19 protein-coding genes are annotated in these 16,176 nt (G+C 40.0%); 2 read left to right on the top strand and 17 right to left on the bottom strand.

The features are described from left to right. Window positions 1-8: 8 nt before the first annotated feature. The 9 genes from C2757_RS02815 to C2757_RS02775 all read right to left on the bottom strand — a co-directional run bounded on the left by C2757_RS02815 (window position 9) and on the right by C2757_RS02775 (window position 6,955). A complete protein-coding gene (locus tag C2757_RS02815; protein ID WP_215375870.1) occupies window positions 9-953 on the bottom strand; it encodes an LD-carboxypeptidase in 945 nt (314 codons plus the stop codon). Then, complete coding sequence (gene tadA / locus C2757_RS02810; protein WP_215375867.1) at window positions 950-1,408, bottom strand: tRNA adenosine(34) deaminase TadA; 459 nt, start codon at window positions 1,406-1,408, stop codon at window positions 950-952. The genes C2757_RS02815 and tadA overlap by 4 nt, the downstream gene beginning before the upstream one ends. Further along, window positions 1,409-1,873, bottom strand: coding sequence for a 6-carboxytetrahydropterin synthase QueD (gene queD, locus C2757_RS02805; RefSeq protein WP_215375864.1), 465 nt, complete (start codon window positions 1,871-1,873; stop codon window positions 1,409-1,411). Window positions 1,874-1,889: 16 nt separating this feature from the next. Then, window positions 1,890-2,543: a 7-carboxy-7-deazaguanine synthase gene (gene queE, locus C2757_RS02800; RefSeq protein WP_215375861.1), complete on the bottom strand. Its 654-nt coding sequence runs from the start codon at window positions 2,541-2,543 to the stop codon at window positions 1,890-1,892. A 28-nt stretch (window positions 2,544-2,571) separates the two neighbouring features. Further along, the gene (locus C2757_RS02795; RefSeq protein WP_215375859.1) at window positions 2,572-3,279 is read right to left on the bottom strand and encodes a hypothetical protein; all 708 of its coding nucleotides are present in this window, start codon (window positions 3,277-3,279) and stop codon (window positions 2,572-2,574) included. A 27-nt stretch (window positions 3,280-3,306) separates the two neighbouring features. Next, the gene (locus tag C2757_RS02790; protein ID WP_215375856.1) at window positions 3,307-4,104 is read right to left on the bottom strand and encodes a ferritin-like domain-containing protein; all 798 of its coding nucleotides are present in this window, start codon (window positions 4,102-4,104) and stop codon (window positions 3,307-3,309) included. A 196-nt stretch (window positions 4,105-4,300) separates the two neighbouring features. Beyond that, window positions 4,301-5,284 carry a hypothetical protein gene (locus tag C2757_RS02785; RefSeq protein ID WP_215375853.1) on the bottom strand — a complete coding sequence of 328 codons (984 nt, stop codon included), beginning with the start codon at window positions 5,282-5,284 and terminating at the stop codon, window positions 4,301-4,303. 35 nt (window positions 5,285-5,319) lie between these two features. Continuing rightward, window positions 5,320-6,519 (bottom strand): class I SAM-dependent methyltransferase, encoded by a 1,200-nt coding sequence (locus tag C2757_RS02780; protein ID WP_215375850.1) that lies wholly within the window; start codon window positions 6,517-6,519, stop codon window positions 5,320-5,322. A 67-nt stretch (window positions 6,520-6,586) separates the two neighbouring features. Further along, window positions 6,587-6,955 carry a hypothetical protein gene (locus C2757_RS02775; protein WP_215375847.1) on the bottom strand — a complete coding sequence of 123 codons (369 nt, stop codon included), beginning with the start codon at window positions 6,953-6,955 and terminating at the stop codon, window positions 6,587-6,589. 130 nt (window positions 6,956-7,085) lie between these two features. Between C2757_RS02775 and C2757_RS02770 the strand changes: the two genes are divergently transcribed. Then, window positions 7,086-7,622: a hypothetical protein gene (locus C2757_RS02770; RefSeq protein ID WP_215375844.1), complete on the top strand. Its 537-nt coding sequence runs from the start codon at window positions 7,086-7,088 to the stop codon at window positions 7,620-7,622. A 2-nt stretch (window positions 7,623-7,624) separates the two neighbouring features. Here C2757_RS02770 and C2757_RS02765 read toward each other — a convergent pair whose 3' ends face one another. The 3 genes from C2757_RS02765 to C2757_RS02755 all read right to left on the bottom strand — a co-directional run bounded on the left by C2757_RS02765 (window position 7,625) and on the right by C2757_RS02755 (window position 9,644). Further along, window positions 7,625-8,287 carry a tyrosine-type recombinase/integrase gene (locus C2757_RS02765; protein ID WP_371817027.1) on the bottom strand — a complete coding sequence of 221 codons (663 nt, stop codon included), beginning with the start codon at window positions 8,285-8,287 and terminating at the stop codon, window positions 7,625-7,627. A gap of 218 nt (window positions 8,288-8,505) precedes the next feature. Then, window positions 8,506-8,958: a hypothetical protein gene (locus tag C2757_RS02760; protein ID WP_215375842.1), complete on the bottom strand. Its 453-nt coding sequence runs from the start codon at window positions 8,956-8,958 to the stop codon at window positions 8,506-8,508. A gap of 137 nt (window positions 8,959-9,095) precedes the next feature. Further along, window positions 9,096-9,644 carry a hypothetical protein gene (locus C2757_RS02755; protein ID WP_215375839.1) on the bottom strand — a complete coding sequence of 183 codons (549 nt, stop codon included), beginning with the start codon at window positions 9,642-9,644 and terminating at the stop codon, window positions 9,096-9,098. A 178-nt stretch (window positions 9,645-9,822) separates the two neighbouring features. On the opposite strand from C2757_RS02755, the gene C2757_RS02750 reads away from it, so the two are divergent. Then, entirely contained in the window at window positions 9,823-10,266 is a 444-nt protein-coding gene (locus C2757_RS02750) for a DUF6641 family protein (protein WP_215375836.1), read from the top strand. Between the two features lie 580 nt (window positions 10,267-10,846). Here C2757_RS02750 and C2757_RS02745 read toward each other — a convergent pair. From C2757_RS02745 to C2757_RS02725, 5 genes are all read right to left on the bottom strand, one after another. Next, on the bottom strand, window positions 10,847-12,106 hold the full coding sequence (locus tag C2757_RS02745) for a site-specific integrase (protein WP_215375834.1): 1,260 nt from the start codon (window positions 12,104-12,106) through the stop codon (window positions 10,847-10,849). A 154-nt stretch (window positions 12,107-12,260) separates the two neighbouring features. Then, window positions 12,261-13,868 (bottom strand): glutamine-hydrolyzing GMP synthase, encoded by a 1,608-nt coding sequence (gene guaA / locus C2757_RS02740; RefSeq protein WP_215375831.1) that lies wholly within the window; start codon window positions 13,866-13,868, stop codon window positions 12,261-12,263. A gap of 25 nt (window positions 13,869-13,893) precedes the next feature. Further along, the gene (guaB, locus tag C2757_RS02735) at window positions 13,894-15,360 is read right to left on the bottom strand and encodes an IMP dehydrogenase (RefSeq protein WP_215375828.1); all 1,467 of its coding nucleotides are present in this window, start codon (window positions 15,358-15,360) and stop codon (window positions 13,894-13,896) included. 26 nt (window positions 15,361-15,386) lie between these two features. Continuing rightward, window positions 15,387-15,737, bottom strand: a complete 351-nt coding sequence (locus tag C2757_RS02730) for an RnfH family protein (protein WP_215375825.1) — start codon at window positions 15,735-15,737, stop codon at window positions 15,387-15,389. Beyond that, window positions 15,730-16,161 (bottom strand): type II toxin-antitoxin system RatA family toxin, encoded by a 432-nt coding sequence (locus tag C2757_RS02725; RefSeq protein ID WP_215375822.1) that lies wholly within the window; start codon window positions 16,159-16,161, stop codon window positions 15,730-15,732. The genes C2757_RS02730 and C2757_RS02725 overlap by 8 nt, the downstream gene beginning before the upstream one ends. Window positions 16,162-16,176 lie beyond the last annotated feature (15 nt).

Raw genomic sequence — 16,176 nt, 5'->3', positions numbered from 1 at the left:
AGAGCCATCTACCAATTGGCCTTAAGAGTAAATCCAGTAGCACTGTAATTGAGGCTAGCGCCTGCACCAACGGGCAAAGTTAGCTTATTGGCTTGATGACCAAACGGCAATTCCGTCAAGATGGGGATAGCGTCAGAGAGGCGGGTGCGAATCGCCTCGATTGCCCGCTCTAATGAGTAGCCCCGATCGTTATCGTACAAACGATAGGCAGAAAAGCCCCCCAATAGAATTGCAGACTGATTACTCAGCACACCTGCATCTAGCAATTGCATGAGCATCCGCTCAATCCGATAGGGGTGCTCGTTTACATCCTCTAAAAATAAAATGCCATTTTTTGTTTGCTGCTCAGATGGCAAATATTGGGTTCCGACTAAGCCAGCCAATACAGTGAGATTGCCGCCCCATAAGATCCCTGAAAGGGAACCAGAACTTGATTTTCCTAAAAAGGATTGGGGGGCCGATACAGTGCAATCCAGTTTTCGTTCCTGAATGGCACTTTGAAAGTGCTCCCACATGAATGTGTCAGGAGCAATAGGATTAGCACTTTCGTCTAGCTTTCCAAAATCATAATTGAGCATTGGGCCAGCCAAAGTCATAGCGCCAGTGTTTGCAAGCAAACCCAACTGAAAGACTGTGAAGTCACTATGTCCACAAACTTGTAAGCCATTTTCAATCGACTTGGCGATCCCGGCCCAATCAATTTTCGGAAGTAAACGATGAATGCCATAGCCTCCACGCATCGCCATTACAACTGACTTTGGATTTAATTTGGATAGGCCATTTAATTCATTTAAGCGTGCCTCGTCAGTTCCAGCAAAGCGCTCATGCACTCGCTTTACACACTCTGCATTCTCAATGGCTATACCTTGATGCTTCAGCCAGTCGATACCTGCTAAAGGACTTTTATCATCCAAGCTCGCTCCAGAAGGTGCAATCAAGTGAATCGCTTTCAACGCCGCTCCTTAAAGAAATCCCGCAATAATTGACCGCACTCTTCGCCCATCACTCCACCCTCTGCAGTAGTCTGATGATTGATTTGTTTTGATGAGAATACATCTAAAACGCTCCCAGCAGCACCGGTCTTGGGGTCAGTAGCCCCGAACACGATACGCTCAACCCGCGCATGCAAGATCGCACCAGCGCACATCACGCATGGCTCAAGAGTCACATATAGAGTGGTGCCAGGTAAGCGGTAATTTTTCTCAGATAAAGCTGCCTGTCTCAGAGCTAGCATTTCAGCATGGGCGCTAGGATCATGATGGGTAATGGGCTGATTAAACCCCTTGGAAATGACTTGACCATTACGCACAAGTACTGCGCCCACAGGCACTTCGCCTGCAAGAGCAGCTAAATTAGCTTGCTCTAGAGCCTGCTGCATAAACTGGCGATCGAGCTCAGCTTGACTCATTTAGGACCGATGTACATCAGCCCAGCAATTGGGTGTCTCATATAAACGAAGCGCAGAAAGTTCGAGGCGTCCGCCGAAAGCTTTTACAAAAACAGGTTTCAAAATAGCAAATGCAGTGTTGGCTAGATTCTCAACAGTAGGCACATGTTCCATCACTACAGTTTTGTGATTAGGCAAGGTGGCCAAGAAGGCAACTAAGCCCTCATCTTCTTTTGCCACAAGAAATGCATGGTCCCAAACGTCAACAATATATTGATTGGTCAAACGCTTGATATCGCCAAAGTCGAGAACCATACCATCATCCGCTTTTCCAGGATGATCAGCCACCTCTCCCGTTAAAGTGACTTCAATAGCATAGCGATGTCCGTGCAAGTGTTTACACTGGCCGTCATGGTTAGGAATACGGTGACCCGAATCAAATTCAAGACGGCGGGTAATAGAAATTGCAGGTTGTTTACTGGTCATTAAGCTCAATCACGTTCTAGCGAATACCTATTAGTTTATGGGATTGGAGACTCAGCCTCCAAAGGGGGCGCCTTTGACAGAGGCTAACCGCTAATTGCGTATTGCTTTTGAGGTTAGGTCCATCCATCGGCTGCAAGAATCGATTGCGATAATCCATCTTCTCAAAGCGCGCCATTAATTTTTCTAATGATTCTTCCGCTTCCTGTGGGACAACTAACTTGAGCTCATTTGCCTGCAACACAATCAAATCAGAACCCGCTTTGGGGCTAACACAAACCCAATCAATACCTTTAGGAACCTTAATGGTGCCATTAGTTTCTATCGCGATCTCAAAACCCTTGAGATGAAGCTGCGCAATCAACGCATCATCCAATTGCAGCAGTGGCTCGCCTCCAGTAAATACAACGTAGCGCTGCTGTGGTCCAGCTGAAGTGCTTTTCCAGGAAGCCTCTATTGCATCCGCTAAATCTTGGGCAGTCTCAAATTTGCCTCCACCAACACCATCACTGCCTACAAAATCGGTATCGCAAAACTGACAGACTGCGGTCGCACGATCTTCTTCGCGTCCGCTCCATAAATTACAACCAGCAAAACGACAAAATACCGCAGCACGCCCTGCTTGGGCGCCTTCACCTTGAAGTGTTGGGAAAAGTTCTTTAACGGTATACATAGCAATATACCTATTTTAAGCGCTTTAGCTACTTCCAGGAGACTAGATCCCACTCCAGATAATCTTCCCAATATGCGTTAGCCCAATATACGCCTGCAGTAATGTAACGCCCATAAGCTCTGCGGATCACCCAGCGGCCAATCTCCGGGGAAAGCCAGACGTCTTCTTGACGATAATTCGCAATTCTAAAAACATCGTTACTCTCAAAATAGGGCGCCCCATTTTGGTATTTGAGAGTGGTGAATTGTCCAGCTGGTACTGAAACTCGCTCCCATTCAATAGCATTAACATTGAGCCCCCAGTAGTAACTGGAGTCAGGATAGCCAAGAGCCTGATAGCGAGTTCGGTAGAAACCCGACCATCCAGGAACTAACTGCTCCGGCCATAAAGGCATTGCCTGCTGAAATACCTGTGGTGGACTCCAATGTGGGTCCTGTAAAACATAACCCCAAGGAGACTGAATTTCATCTGGCAGGCGTCCGGCTTTTTCTCCAATGCGCTCTATGCGAACTTCTTTACCAACCGACACTACTCGTTCAGTCACGGTATCGACTACGGCTTGATTAAAAACATTCCTCACCGTATAAACCCATTCTTGACCAACCTTTGGAGCCCGAACTTTTGGAGGAGTTATTGGCGCAGGCAAGACCGCTCCCTCTGGATAGGGTTGAGAGGAGATGCAGGCTGTCAATATCAATGGGAATACTGCAGCAAATACGCGAAGCGCTAGATTCATAAAACCTCCTCAATATGGATATTCATACTACGTACCCAGCAAACTTAATTCCTCTTGGGTGAAACCTGCACGTTTGCGTGCTTCCAAATTAAAAGGGCCTCGCATGGTAGGGGCGCGATAAGCCCTCGCCAATTCCCGATATGCTTGAATTGGAGAAATATTTTCTTTTGCGCACAAGAAATTAAACCATTGATTGCCTATCAATACGTGACCAACTTCATCCCTCAGGATGATTTCTAAAATTTCAACTACCTGAATATCTTTAATTTGCTTGAAGCGATCTCGAATCGCTGGAACCGCATCTAAACCTCTTGCCTCCATGGTTCTTGGAACAAGCGCCATCCTGGCAATGATTGCGTCAGACGTTCTCTCAACCATCTCCCACAGACTGTTGTGAGCTGGGAAGTCGCCATAAGCAAAACCCAGCGACTGTAGGTGCCCCTCTATCAAACTAAAGTGATATGCCTCTTCCTTGGTAACTTTGAGCCAATCTGCATAGTATTGCGCTGGCATCTCAGGGAAGCGCCAAATCGCATCCAAAGCGAGATTCATCGCATTAAATTCAATATGGGCAAGGGAATGCAGTAAAGAAACTCTTCCCTCCGGAGTTGCCATCGATCGCTTAGGAACCTCTAAAGGAGGAATTAATTGAGGTTTTACTGGTCTGCCAGGAAGTTCAAGACCTTGGGCATTAAAAACTTCTGTTGTGTTGAGTTCTATCTTTTGCTGATGGTAATCAGCAAATAATTCCTGAACACCCGCCACTTTTCTTGCGGGGTCTATGACAGCTAAAAGTTCAAGTGCGGTTTGACGTAATTCAGGCATATACCAGTACAAACCAAATCTGATTTATTCCCACTCAATAGTTACATTAAAAAAACCACTTATAGAACAATAAGATATAGGTGACTTTTTCATTTGTGTAACTTTTGTGTAAGTAAACCAATACTGTAAGTTTTGACTTTCAAAGTGAACCTTATTGTATTAAACAATATTTCTAATGTGGTTACACATCGCGTAACTATTCTGACTTCTTAATTTCAAACTGTATTAACCAGCGCCTTACTGATAAGTCACCATCTAGATATGCTCTTATTTTTTTTGCCGCTTCATAAGATCTTTCCACAGGAATAACATAGTCAAAGACTTTACACATAGTCTCAAGCGTAGTTTGAGTCCAAGGACCCTCAACAATCATTATCCCAAGACAATCTTTATGTTTACCCTTCCAATTGATAGCAGAAAACATCTTATCTTTAGCATATAAACTAGCATGCCCAGCACTACTTTTTCTAACCTCTATAAATGCCTTAGGATTGGTTGGTTCAGGTATAACAAAATCAGCTCTAAAATCATATACAACACCAGTTATTCCATCGTACTCATCTTCTCTAAGAAAAGGTACTTTCTCTTTCTTAAGTGCTTGAGCCACAAAATCCTCTAGTAATAATCTTCCTACTAAGTCCCTAACAATTCCTTCTGTTGTAGATTTAATTCGCTCTTTAATTTGAACTTGATTTGGGATAGTTTTTTTATCTACAACATCTATTAATGCGGCTAATTTTTTGCTTACTGGTTTTGATATTCCAGTATCACTAGCCGTACCAGTACCTATATCTTTTTGAAGATCTCTTTTGCTGAAGGCTCCTATAGCATGCATTAGAACTGGCAAGTAGTGTGGATTCTCATATATCCACTGATCACTAACTTTATTGAAATTATCAGTTTGGATAAAAGCACTTGAAACTAATTCATCAATAAAAGGCTGTATATTTTGATAAAGCAATCCAGTAGAAGCTCTTTCTATTCCAAAAGCAATCGCACTTCTAGATAGCCAGAAGTTTTTTCTTCCTTGAATGTCACTTGGAATCTCAGCTATAGAATAACCTTTGCCAGTTAATAGAATTATTGCTGAATCTAAATCTAGCCAATGCTTATCTAATGGTGTATTGAAGTTAAGTGTTTCCTCTGAAAGTAATATCATTTTATCGATAATTACTTTCATTACTAATGTAGCATGTTGATATAGAGTACTTTTATTCATAATAACCTTGCGTTATCAATTTCACTTCTAACTTCCTTAAATCTAGGCATTTGAAGACTCTTGAATAAAGTCCCTCCATCTTCAACTCTAGCTACTGATGAGAGCCAATTAGTACAGTAAATTGAATTGCTTTTTGTAGTACGCAACCAAAATCGACAATTATTAGCGTATCTAACTGCTCGAACAATATCAAAGTAAAAATTGTTTTCCACTGCCATTTTTGCTACATAACCAATGAAGTAACTAGGTACGATCTCAAGATAGTCCTTATTAGGAATCTCAAAGTTTGTAAAACCATATCTATTACTAATTGATTTCCTATTTGTAGAAATAAAACTTCTTCTATATTCACCACCAAAAGTAACACAAAGAAGAGACTTATTATTCAGTCTGTCCCATACATATTTTAATTGCTCATTACATGTAATAAATGGATCTAAGTCTATTAGATCAAATTTACCTAAAGATTTGTCTTGAAAATAAGTAAGGTTATCGTCTTCTATAAATTTGACTCTTTTATCCCTTACAGATGATCTGAAAACATCGGCAGTCTCCTTGTTGCTTTCAATACAAATAATCTCTTTAATTGTGCTACAAGTAAGCAATATCTTTGTGAATCTTCCTTCACCTGCGTAAGGTTCAAAAACTCTTTTAATTTGAATATTAGAATTTTCTATATATTCTTCATTAACAAGTTGCTTATGGTCAGTATTAATTCCAAATGGATTTTTCTTATCATGTCCATAATGATTTCTCTTTAAGAACAACTCTTTTTCTACATGTTCGAAATCAACCCTAAAGGTTGTCGCTATTTTCCAAGCTGGCAACCCTGACTCAAATAACTCTACAGCACAATTTTTTACTTGCTCTGTCCAATTTTTACTACTTTCAGATCTTTCCTTTTGAGTAAATGGTATGCCTTTACTTTTACAATATTTCAATAACTTGTAAATCATATCTTGTGGATTTCTATTAAGGCAAGCTGAAACAAATGTGATGCTTGTCTTATTAATCCATGCGTTTATTATCTCTTCTAGCTCAGACTCTTCCCACCTTCTTGATTTTGTATATCTGCCTTTTAAGGGCACTACAATTTCTATCTTGTCTAAATTATGTTTTTTAAGTATATCGAGGTATTTTTGATCATGTTGATCATTACTTACTATTGGTATTTCGTCCCAGCTTTTGTATATCACTTTTACTTTCTATATTTTGTAATGAAATTGGGCATATGATTTACACCCAATTCCATCAATAATATTTTTACTTTTTCTTAGCCCTAGCTTGCGTTAATTTTTCTGCATTAGCCTGGCGCTTCTTATCAACAACTGAGACCATTTTATCAAACTCACCAGCTTCAAATGCTTTTTGAAATTTTTCTAACATAGCAATCTCTCCACCTTTTTTGAAAGATAGAGCTTTACCATCAAATAAACCAAAAATACCAACTGTCGGCATGAATCTTCCGTCTCTAAACCAACTTCTGATCAGCTCACCTTTATTGTTGAGTACCTCTTCACCATTTAGCAAAGCTAATTGATCTTTAATTCCATTCGTCAACATTTCCTTTGTGCCTAACTTCTTATTTGGCTTTATGTCCGATGGTGTTCCAAACTCGTCAAAAAATCCCATTTGCCTCTCCTTTTAAGTAAGTACTTCCAAGATAAAACCATTAAAACATAAAACTATTGTCAATAATACTAAAATTTGTAAGAATCAAGCCTACTTTACTGCTCTAGGGATCAATAATATGTACAACAGAATGAAAAATTACCAGTATGGCAAATTTCTACTAGTTGATGAATTTACGAAGCGTAATAAAGTTGAAATAAAAAGACTTACTCAAAGTAGCATAGCTGAAGAAGTAAAGGATACTAAAGCGAACTGGGATGATAACTATTTCAGCAGAATGATTAGCGAGGGCTTTCGTGTAGCTGGGAAGTTTGATAACTACACTAAATTTAGGATTTATAGAGTTGATGACAAAGCTAGTTCTATACTTTACGCACTAAAAGATGACTATATAGCTTCTATTAGCTTTACTGAAGATAAGTTCAATCAACTTGAATTAGCTATTGATTTATATAACGGAATTAATAATGGCAAGGGAAACATTGATTACTTTCTAGGTAGTCACGATCGCTTAATTAAACAGTTTGAGAATACCAAAGTGGCACATAGCTATGATATGACTACACTCGACTTTAGTTTAGCTATTGAACACGATAGAGTGTATGGTAATCAACTACTAGAACAAGCTACTAATGACATAAAAGAATATATGAAGAATAGCTGGTAGCACTAAACAAGTTCTACTGCTTTTCTCATCATATCATCACTAGCATCAATATAAACCATCGTTGTCTGCGGACTACGATGTCCCATTAACTTTTGAAGCACTCTTATACCTACTCCTTTTGAGCTAATTTGTGTAGCAAATGATCTTCTCATCGAATGGCTAGAACAAAGATCTAAACCTACTTTCTTAAATAGATAGTGCCAGTACTGTGTTAGTGTATTTGGACTAAAACCATCACTCTTCTTTTTCTGTGAATAAAATAGCTTTTGCTTTCTATCTGTAGTATTAATTATTTTCAAATACAACTCTAGCTCTTTATGTAGCTTGTCACTTACAAATATAGTTCTAGCTACATTACCCTTAGTCATATCGGATGTAAGCAATATCTCTCTCTTTACAGCACCATCAATATCCAATACATCCTCAATACGCAAAGCACTGGTCTCACCAACCCTTGTTCCTGCGTAATACATCAAAAAAAGCATAGTCCTATTTCTAGCACTATGCTTTCTTGTGTTTATGTAATCTAATACTCGTCTAAATTCTTGCTGATTTAGTGTCTTAGCTTGCTTTGCCATTTTATCTACCTCTAATGTAATAGTTTCAACATTATTAGTATATTTTCTTGTATTTGTTTTTCCTACCTCTTTTTTAATCTCTTTCATATATGTAATTTTCTTCCTATATTCAATGACTTAGCTGTGCTTAACTACCAAAATATAATGAAACATCTAGTTTTCTTATATTCAAGTATTTGCTTGTTGTCTTAAAGCCACATATATTTAATGATTTAATTACAAGCCCTACAAGCTGTTGATACGCTAATCTGCTGTCCTAGTATTCACTTATCAGTTTGAAGCGTTTGTAGCTTGTTTTAATGCTTCTAGTTGCTTTCTGTATTGTGTATTGCTTGTGTGAATTCTTTCAAGTCTAAATCTTTACTATCAATTCCATCATAATTTACATCTAAAATGCTCTTCACTAACCAACCATCAACACCATCTTCTTCATAAATTTTATTGCCATTACTATCTTCACCATAGTCATATCTCTTAATCTTAAAATTCCAATGTAAATTATGTAAAGAATGTCTTAATGTAAGAACCATATTTTCAATCATAAAATCCGGTGACAATATAAATTTAATATCACAATAATTTTCATCTACACCGAAATCTATTTTCCAAATTTGAACGCAATATAGATTCGGTCTAAAGTAAGCATTATGCTCTAAAGCCTCTTGTACTGTAATAGCATCTCTTGTATCACCACTCAATGCGTGAATAGCTTTTATTGATAGTCTATATAATATTGATTCAAACTTACTTTTATCCATATCATCATCTCTTTTATGTAGTTGATGATATTCTATTACAACTAGCTTATTTTTGGCAAAGCTACGCTAATTAAGCACTCTAGAAGTGCTTATCAACCATTAACCGCAAGCGTCACTTAAGGACTGGAATGCTTAGACTAGTAGAAGTAAAGTCTGTTTAACTCTAACTTATCAATCTTTTTTGTAATGTATCCTGACCAACCTTGGTCTATTTCTTCAATCTTAAATCTATACTGATTATCTAAACTATCTCGACCTTCTTTATAGTTTGGATTTCTTACCTCAAATTCACCGCTTAACTCTATTGCCTTATATACTTTTTCTTGAAACTCATTGTTAGTGTAGCTATCTGGCTTCTCTAATAGAAAGTGACTGTGTAAATCTATACAGCTACTGTTGTCTCCTTCAATACTAGCTACAGCTATCAGCTTTCTACCATTTCTCGTATAAGCATTTTTTAGTACCAGCTTATTGATTAGATGTACTAGTCTAGTATTTGCTTTTTCAAGCTCATCCTTATTCAAGTGCCTATATACCTTCCCATCTACAGCATATCTAGACTTAGGCACATATTTGTAGAATACTTTTTTAGGCATTACGGTTAAGCCTTGCGTAAGACCTAGCTCATCTTTATTCGATAGCCATTTAACAACCTGTTCTTTTACATTAGCTTTAACTGAATCCACACCACTTCTCCTATATTTTTTACTACAGGAGTATTTATGCTACCTAACTTTATCCACAAAATTTCTTGAAAACCTTATATTCATTGGGTTTGCTGGTGCCTAATTTTTAGGCAAATGGTAGGATTTGACAGTAATTGATAGTAAATTAACTACTTCAACAACTACTTTGGAGCATAGAATGGCTACTTTATCCACACTTAAACTAGTAACTAGTAAAAAACATATTTCAATTAGTCCAGTACTACATCGCCGTAATAAGATTATCTCTAAGATTCAAGAACAAATTGATCTTTGTGTAGCTAAGAAAGATGGTAATGTTTATGCTCCTAAACAGCTTAAAACTTACACTGATAAGCACACTGGTGAAAGAAAAACTATTGAAAGCGTAAAGCGTGTTAAAGAATGGTTTTGGATTAATGAGACAGGCAAGATCAATCTTGCTATTAAATATGGTTCTAAAACTCTTATGCTTAATAAGAAAGGTGCTAATGCTATTGAAGTAAGTACTGGTGATGAGCTTATTAGTACGCTTAAGAACATTAAGTTAGCTATCGAAAATGGAGAGCTAGATGAAAGTATTAGTGAAGTTAGTAATGCTACTAAATTGGCATTCAAGAAATGAAGCAATTCAAACTATGGGTACGCATTAATCAAACTCAAACAGCATTCACTTTGATATATGCTGATAATGCTTACTCTGCCAAACAGCTAGGTGAGGCTCAATATGGAATAGGTAATGTACTTAACTATACTGAAGTATAGGGTAGTACTTTACTTAAGTGGGGGTACTAGCTTTAAGTATAGGGTAGTACTTTAGTTGTTTGGGGGTACTGGTAAATAGTTGTATGAGATTCTTAGAGTTTAGTACCCTCAAGCCAATTAAACCAATAAAGCCACTTAACCCCCAACAGGCTCGTGTAGCTAGTTTGAAGCGTAATGTTGATACTGCGAAGAAAGCATATAAAGCAGAAAAGAATAGACAGAAAATCGCTACAGCCCAGCAACAAATTTTCAATGCTACCCACAAAAAAAATGGTGCGTAGTTTTCAAGCATACCCAAGAACCTAACCCCCACCACTTTTAATCTAACACCCCCCACTATATTGAAACACCGAAATATAGCCAAAATCGTGGGGTTTTTACTGTTTTTTATACTGTTTTACAGATAGATGACCACATCAACGAGAGGCATAGCTAGAATACTATTGAGGTACTATTATGCCTTCATCGGATACTATATAGTCTGCCAATGCTTGCGTTATCTTTATGTCTCTGTCGATATGATAGTAGGTCTTTTCAATTTGAGTAGTACTTGTGCCACACATATCAGCTATATCTTTATAGCTTAATCCACTCTTTATCCTATGTGTAATAAAGTAGTGTCTAAAGCTATATGGTACTAATTCTCTACCTTTGTAACTAACTTCTGCCTCTTTAAGTATTTTATGAAAGTGATAAAGAATTGCTCTTTGACTTACTACTGTTTTTCCATCATAACTAAAGACAAAGTTATTTGCGTATGGTTTAGTAATATGAGTAGGAGTTGTCAGATTAAAGAGATCATCAAAGTACTCTTTATCTCTAACAAAAAAGTCTCTAGCTTTCCGTACCTTTGATGTTTCTTTTCTTACTGTTATATTGACTACATCTATCTTTATCTTGTTCTTCTTTATCTGTTCAAACTTTATATCTTTCCATTTAAGCTGTTTCTGCTCTCCAGTTCTAAGTCCCGATATAGAAGCTATTAGTAGATAGTATCCTGCTAGTACCTTTGCTCTGTTAGCTAAGTTAGTCATATCTTTCTTAGCTTCTCTAATATAATTTGGTATCAGTACAGTTATATCTCTTACTTCCTGATCTGTAAATGATGACCTTCTTATATCTTCTTCTGTCTTATTCTTTTTAGATATGGTCTCGAATTCAAAAGCAGATATATATGTCTCACCTCTGCTATGTAACCACTTCATCATTCCGTTTATAGTACTCTGCTCATTAACTATAGTAGAAAGACTTATAGGTCTCTTACTATTTGGCTTTTCCCTTTCTACTGAATAATCTATACAGTCTAGTCTCTCTAATTCTTTTAGTTTTACATCTCTTCCTATGTAATCCAACCAATGTTCTAGATGAGTTTTAATAGTACCGTATCTACCTTTTACTATACCTTTAGTTGTCTCTCTACCTATATGTCCTTTTCTATACTCCAAGTACATCTCTACTCCAGCTTTAGCCGTAAGTGAGTAGTATGTTTTTCCTGCTCCTAGTTGTGCTTTTATAGTGACAAACTGTTTTTGAGCCTTTTCGATTGCCAAAGACTCTTTTGTAGTTTTGAGACTTAACCTAACATACTTGCGTTCATTTTCTAACCATAAACGGAACTGCCATACATCCCCTCTTTTGAAGATGATAGCTTCGTCGTATATTGCTATTTCGCCTTCTTTTTGTCTTAGTTTTTTAGTCATTTAGAGTTGCTATTGTTTTGAATAGCTACAGCTATGTGTAACTATTTGTAAAACTATAGCTTCTTTGACTAGTAAAATCAACGACTTATTTTGGGTTGTGTAACTTTTGTGTAACTAAAATATCGTTACAGAACAACAACTTAAGTCTGGATTTCTACTCCCACTCAATGGTGGCAGGTGGCTTTCCGCTGATGTCATACACCACACGGTTGATACCGCGGACTTCATTGATGATTCTATTGGAAACTTTGCCCAGTAATTCATGTGGCAAATGGGCCCAATGTGCCGTCATAAAGTCCTGAGTCTGCACCGCTCTGAGTGCAACTACGTACTCATAGGTTCTGCCATCACCCATCACGCCAACAGACTTCACTGGCAAGAACACTGCAAATGCCTGACTAGTTAAGTCATACCAAGACTTCTGACTTACCTCATCAATCGTATTGCGTAATTCTTCAATAAAGATTGCGTCAGCTCGCTGCAAAAGACTCGCAAATTCTGCTTTGACCTCGCCCAAGATACGAACCCCCAAACCTGGGCCTGGGAACGGATGGCGATACACCATTTCACGGGGTAAGCCCAATGCCACTCCAAGCTCACGAACCTCATCTTTGAACAATTCGCGCAAAGGTTCAAGCAACTTCAAATGCATATCTTCAGGCAAGCCACCAACGTTATGGTGACTCTTAATGGTATGAGCGCCCTTCTTGCCTTTGCCAGCAGACTCAATCACATCAGGGTAAATTGTCCCTTGAGCAAGCCACTGCGCATTTTTTATCTTGCCCGATTCGCTTTGGAAAATTTCTACAAATTCTTTGCCGATGATTTTGCGCTTTGCCTCTGGGTCGGCAACACCAGCCAGTTTTCCCATAAACGTGTCTTTGGCGTCAACTCGAATCACTTTCACACCGAGATTACGCGCAAACATCTCCATCACCATATCACCTTCGTTTAAGCGAAGTAGGCCATGGTCAACAAACACACAAGTCAATTGATCGCCAATTGCACGGTGAATTAGAGCAGCGGCAACACTAGAATCTACACCGCCAGATAAACCCAGAATGACCTCTTCATCACCCACTTGTTTGCGAATATGTTCGACAGCTTCACTAATGTAATCGCCCATCACCCAGTCAGGCTTGCAACGGCAGATCTCATGGACGAAACGTTCTAAGATTGCAGTACCTTGAATGGTATGAGTGACCTCTGGGTGAAACTGAAACGCGTAAAAGCGACGCTCTTCATCTGCCATGCCAGCAATAGGACAAGACTCAGTAGAAGCCATCAACTTAAATGATGGAGGCAGGTTCGTTACTGAGTCACCATGACTCATCCACACCTTGAGAATGCCATGGCCTTCGCTGTTAGAAAAATCTTCAATACCTTTAAGTAAATCAGTGTGGCCATGTGCACGCACTTCTGAGTAACCAAACTCGCGTGCTTTACCTAATGACTCCGCAGAAGCAACAGCGCCCCCCAATTGGGTTGCCATGGTTTGCATGCCATAGCAAATACCTAATACCGGCACACCTAATTCAAAAACAATTTGAGGAGCACGTGGACTTCCGTCCTCAGTGACAGAGCTAGGCCCTCCAGAGAGAATGATGCCTTTGCCACCCTGCTCTTGAATGAACTTACGGATAAATTCTGGATCACAGTCATAAGGATGGATCTCTGAATACACCCGCGCATCACGTACACGTCTAGCAATTAATTGAGTTACTTGTGAACCAAAGTCGAGAATCAGTATTTTGTCGTGCACGAAAGAAGCAACCCTAATTTCAGTCTTAATCAATGTGGTAATTCGGTGCTTCCTTAGTGATCTTCACATCATGAACGTGAGACTCGCGCACGCCTGCAGAGGTGATTTCCACAAAATTGGCTTTTTCATGTAACTCGGCAATGGTTTTACAACCAAGGTAACCCATTGAAGAGCGAATGCCGCCTGTGAGCTGATGCAAGATTGCTAGGACACTACCTTTATAGGGAACTTGGCCTTCAATACCTTCAGGCACAAGCTTGTCTGCATTTGAAGTGCTGATGTCGTTTTGGAAATAACGATCGGCAGAACCATCGGCCATTGCACCCAACGAACCCATGCCACGATAACTCTTATAGGAGCGTCCTTGATATAAGAATACTTCGCCAGGAGCTTCTTCTGTGCCAGCAAAAAGACCACCCATCATCACAGCGCTTGCACCAGCCGCCAACGCTTTGGCAACGTCACCAGAGTAACGCACTCCACCATCAGCAATGAGTGGAATACCTGTGCCTTTCAGTGCAGTAGCAACATTCACAATCGCAGTAATTTGCGGAACACCAACACCCGCAACAATTCGGGTAGTACAAATAGAACCAGGGCCAATACCAACCTTCACACCATCGGCACCATGATCAGCTAAAGCCTTGGCTGCATCACCGGTGGCGATGTTTCCACCAATCACCTGTACCTGAGGATAATTTTGCTTGACCCACTTAACGCGATCTAATACGCCTTGGCTGTGGCCATGTGCAGTGTCGACCACAATCACATCCACGCCTGCTTTCACTAAGAGCTCAATGCGCTCATCATTATCAGGACCAACACCCACCGCCGCGCCCACGCGCAGCTTACCTTCGCCATCTTTACACGCATTTGGATGCTCGGTAGCTTTCAGAATATCTTTAACTGTGATCAAGCCACGGAGTTCAAATTTGTCATTAACGACCAAGACACGCTCTAAGCGGTGTTGACTCATTAAGCGTTTGGCCTCATCGAGAGTACAGCCTTCTTTCACAGTCACCAAACGCTCACGGGGAGTCATTTTGGTTTTTACTGGTGCATCTAAGTCTTCTTCAAAGCGCAAATCACGGTTAGTAATGATTCCCACTACTTCTTTGCCGACTAAAACTGGGAAGCCAGAGAAGCCATGTTCGCGAGAAAGCTGAATGACTTGGCGCAGAGTAAAGTCTGGGCCTATCGTAATCGGGTCACGTAAGACACCAGATTCATAGCGTTTGACTTTGGCAACTTCTCGCGCTTGCTCAGCGGGAGTTAAATTTTTATGAATGATGCCAATACCACCTTCACTAGCCATGGCAATTGCCAAACGACCTTCCGTGACGGTATCCATCGCAGCAGATACCAGTGGTGTATTGAGTGAAATATCTCGAGTTAATTTACTAGCCAGACTGGCATCTCGAGGAAGTACCGAAGAATAGGCCGGTACGAGGAGCACATCGTCAAAAGTGAGTGCTTTTTGAATGAGTCGCATGCAAAACCCCTAGTCGCAAAAACAGATTATAGCCTCCTAGCCTTTCTTTTGGCTGCGGCAGCCTGGAATTTGGCATCCTGACTCTGATTCGCCTTCTTCCGCCGGACGGTCTTTGGGTCTATTAGCAGCGGAGAATAGAGCTCCAAGCGATCTCCAGAGTAAATGGGGCTATCCCAATCCTTGCGCTTGCCAAAGACCCCAAAACTGCCCTTTCTGGATAAGACTGGATCATCCTCACCTGTCGCAATTCCCGCATGAACGAGCGCAAGCCCCACAGTAGGCAACTCATCCTCATTCATTTGCAGTTGAATTGGCCTCATGACAGGCTCACCCTGCCTTGCATCGCATAGCAAGAGATCCAAGGTTTGCTTAGCCATAGAGCTCTTCAGCGCGCTTCACAAAGCAATCGACAAAGGTGCCGGCAATATGGCCAAAGACAGGGCCAATGATCTTATCCAGAATGGCGCTCTTGAATTCCCAATGGAGCTTAAATTCCACCTTACAGGCATCCTCCCTTAAGGGGATGAAATTCCACTGTCCTGAAAAATGCTTGAAAGGGCCGTCTACAAAGACCATATCAATCGTTTCTGGGCGGTGATTGATGTTGCGAGTATGAAAAAACTGGGTAATACCCTTGAACTGAATATTAATTTTGGCATCCAGAACAGTCTCAGTCTGCTCAAAGATCTCTACGCCGCCGCACCAAGGCAAAAACTCGGGATAACGCGCCACATCTGTCACCAAGCCATACATGCGGTCGGCTGATTGGCCAATTAAAACGGTCTTATAGACGTCTGCCATAATCGATCTTGGAAG

This window comes from Polynucleobacter sp. MWH-Svant-W18, from assembly GCF_018687495.1.
Lineage (GTDB): Bacteria > Pseudomonadota > Gammaproteobacteria > Burkholderiales > Burkholderiaceae > Polynucleobacter.
This window is presented reverse-complemented; position numbering and strand designations above follow the sequence as displayed.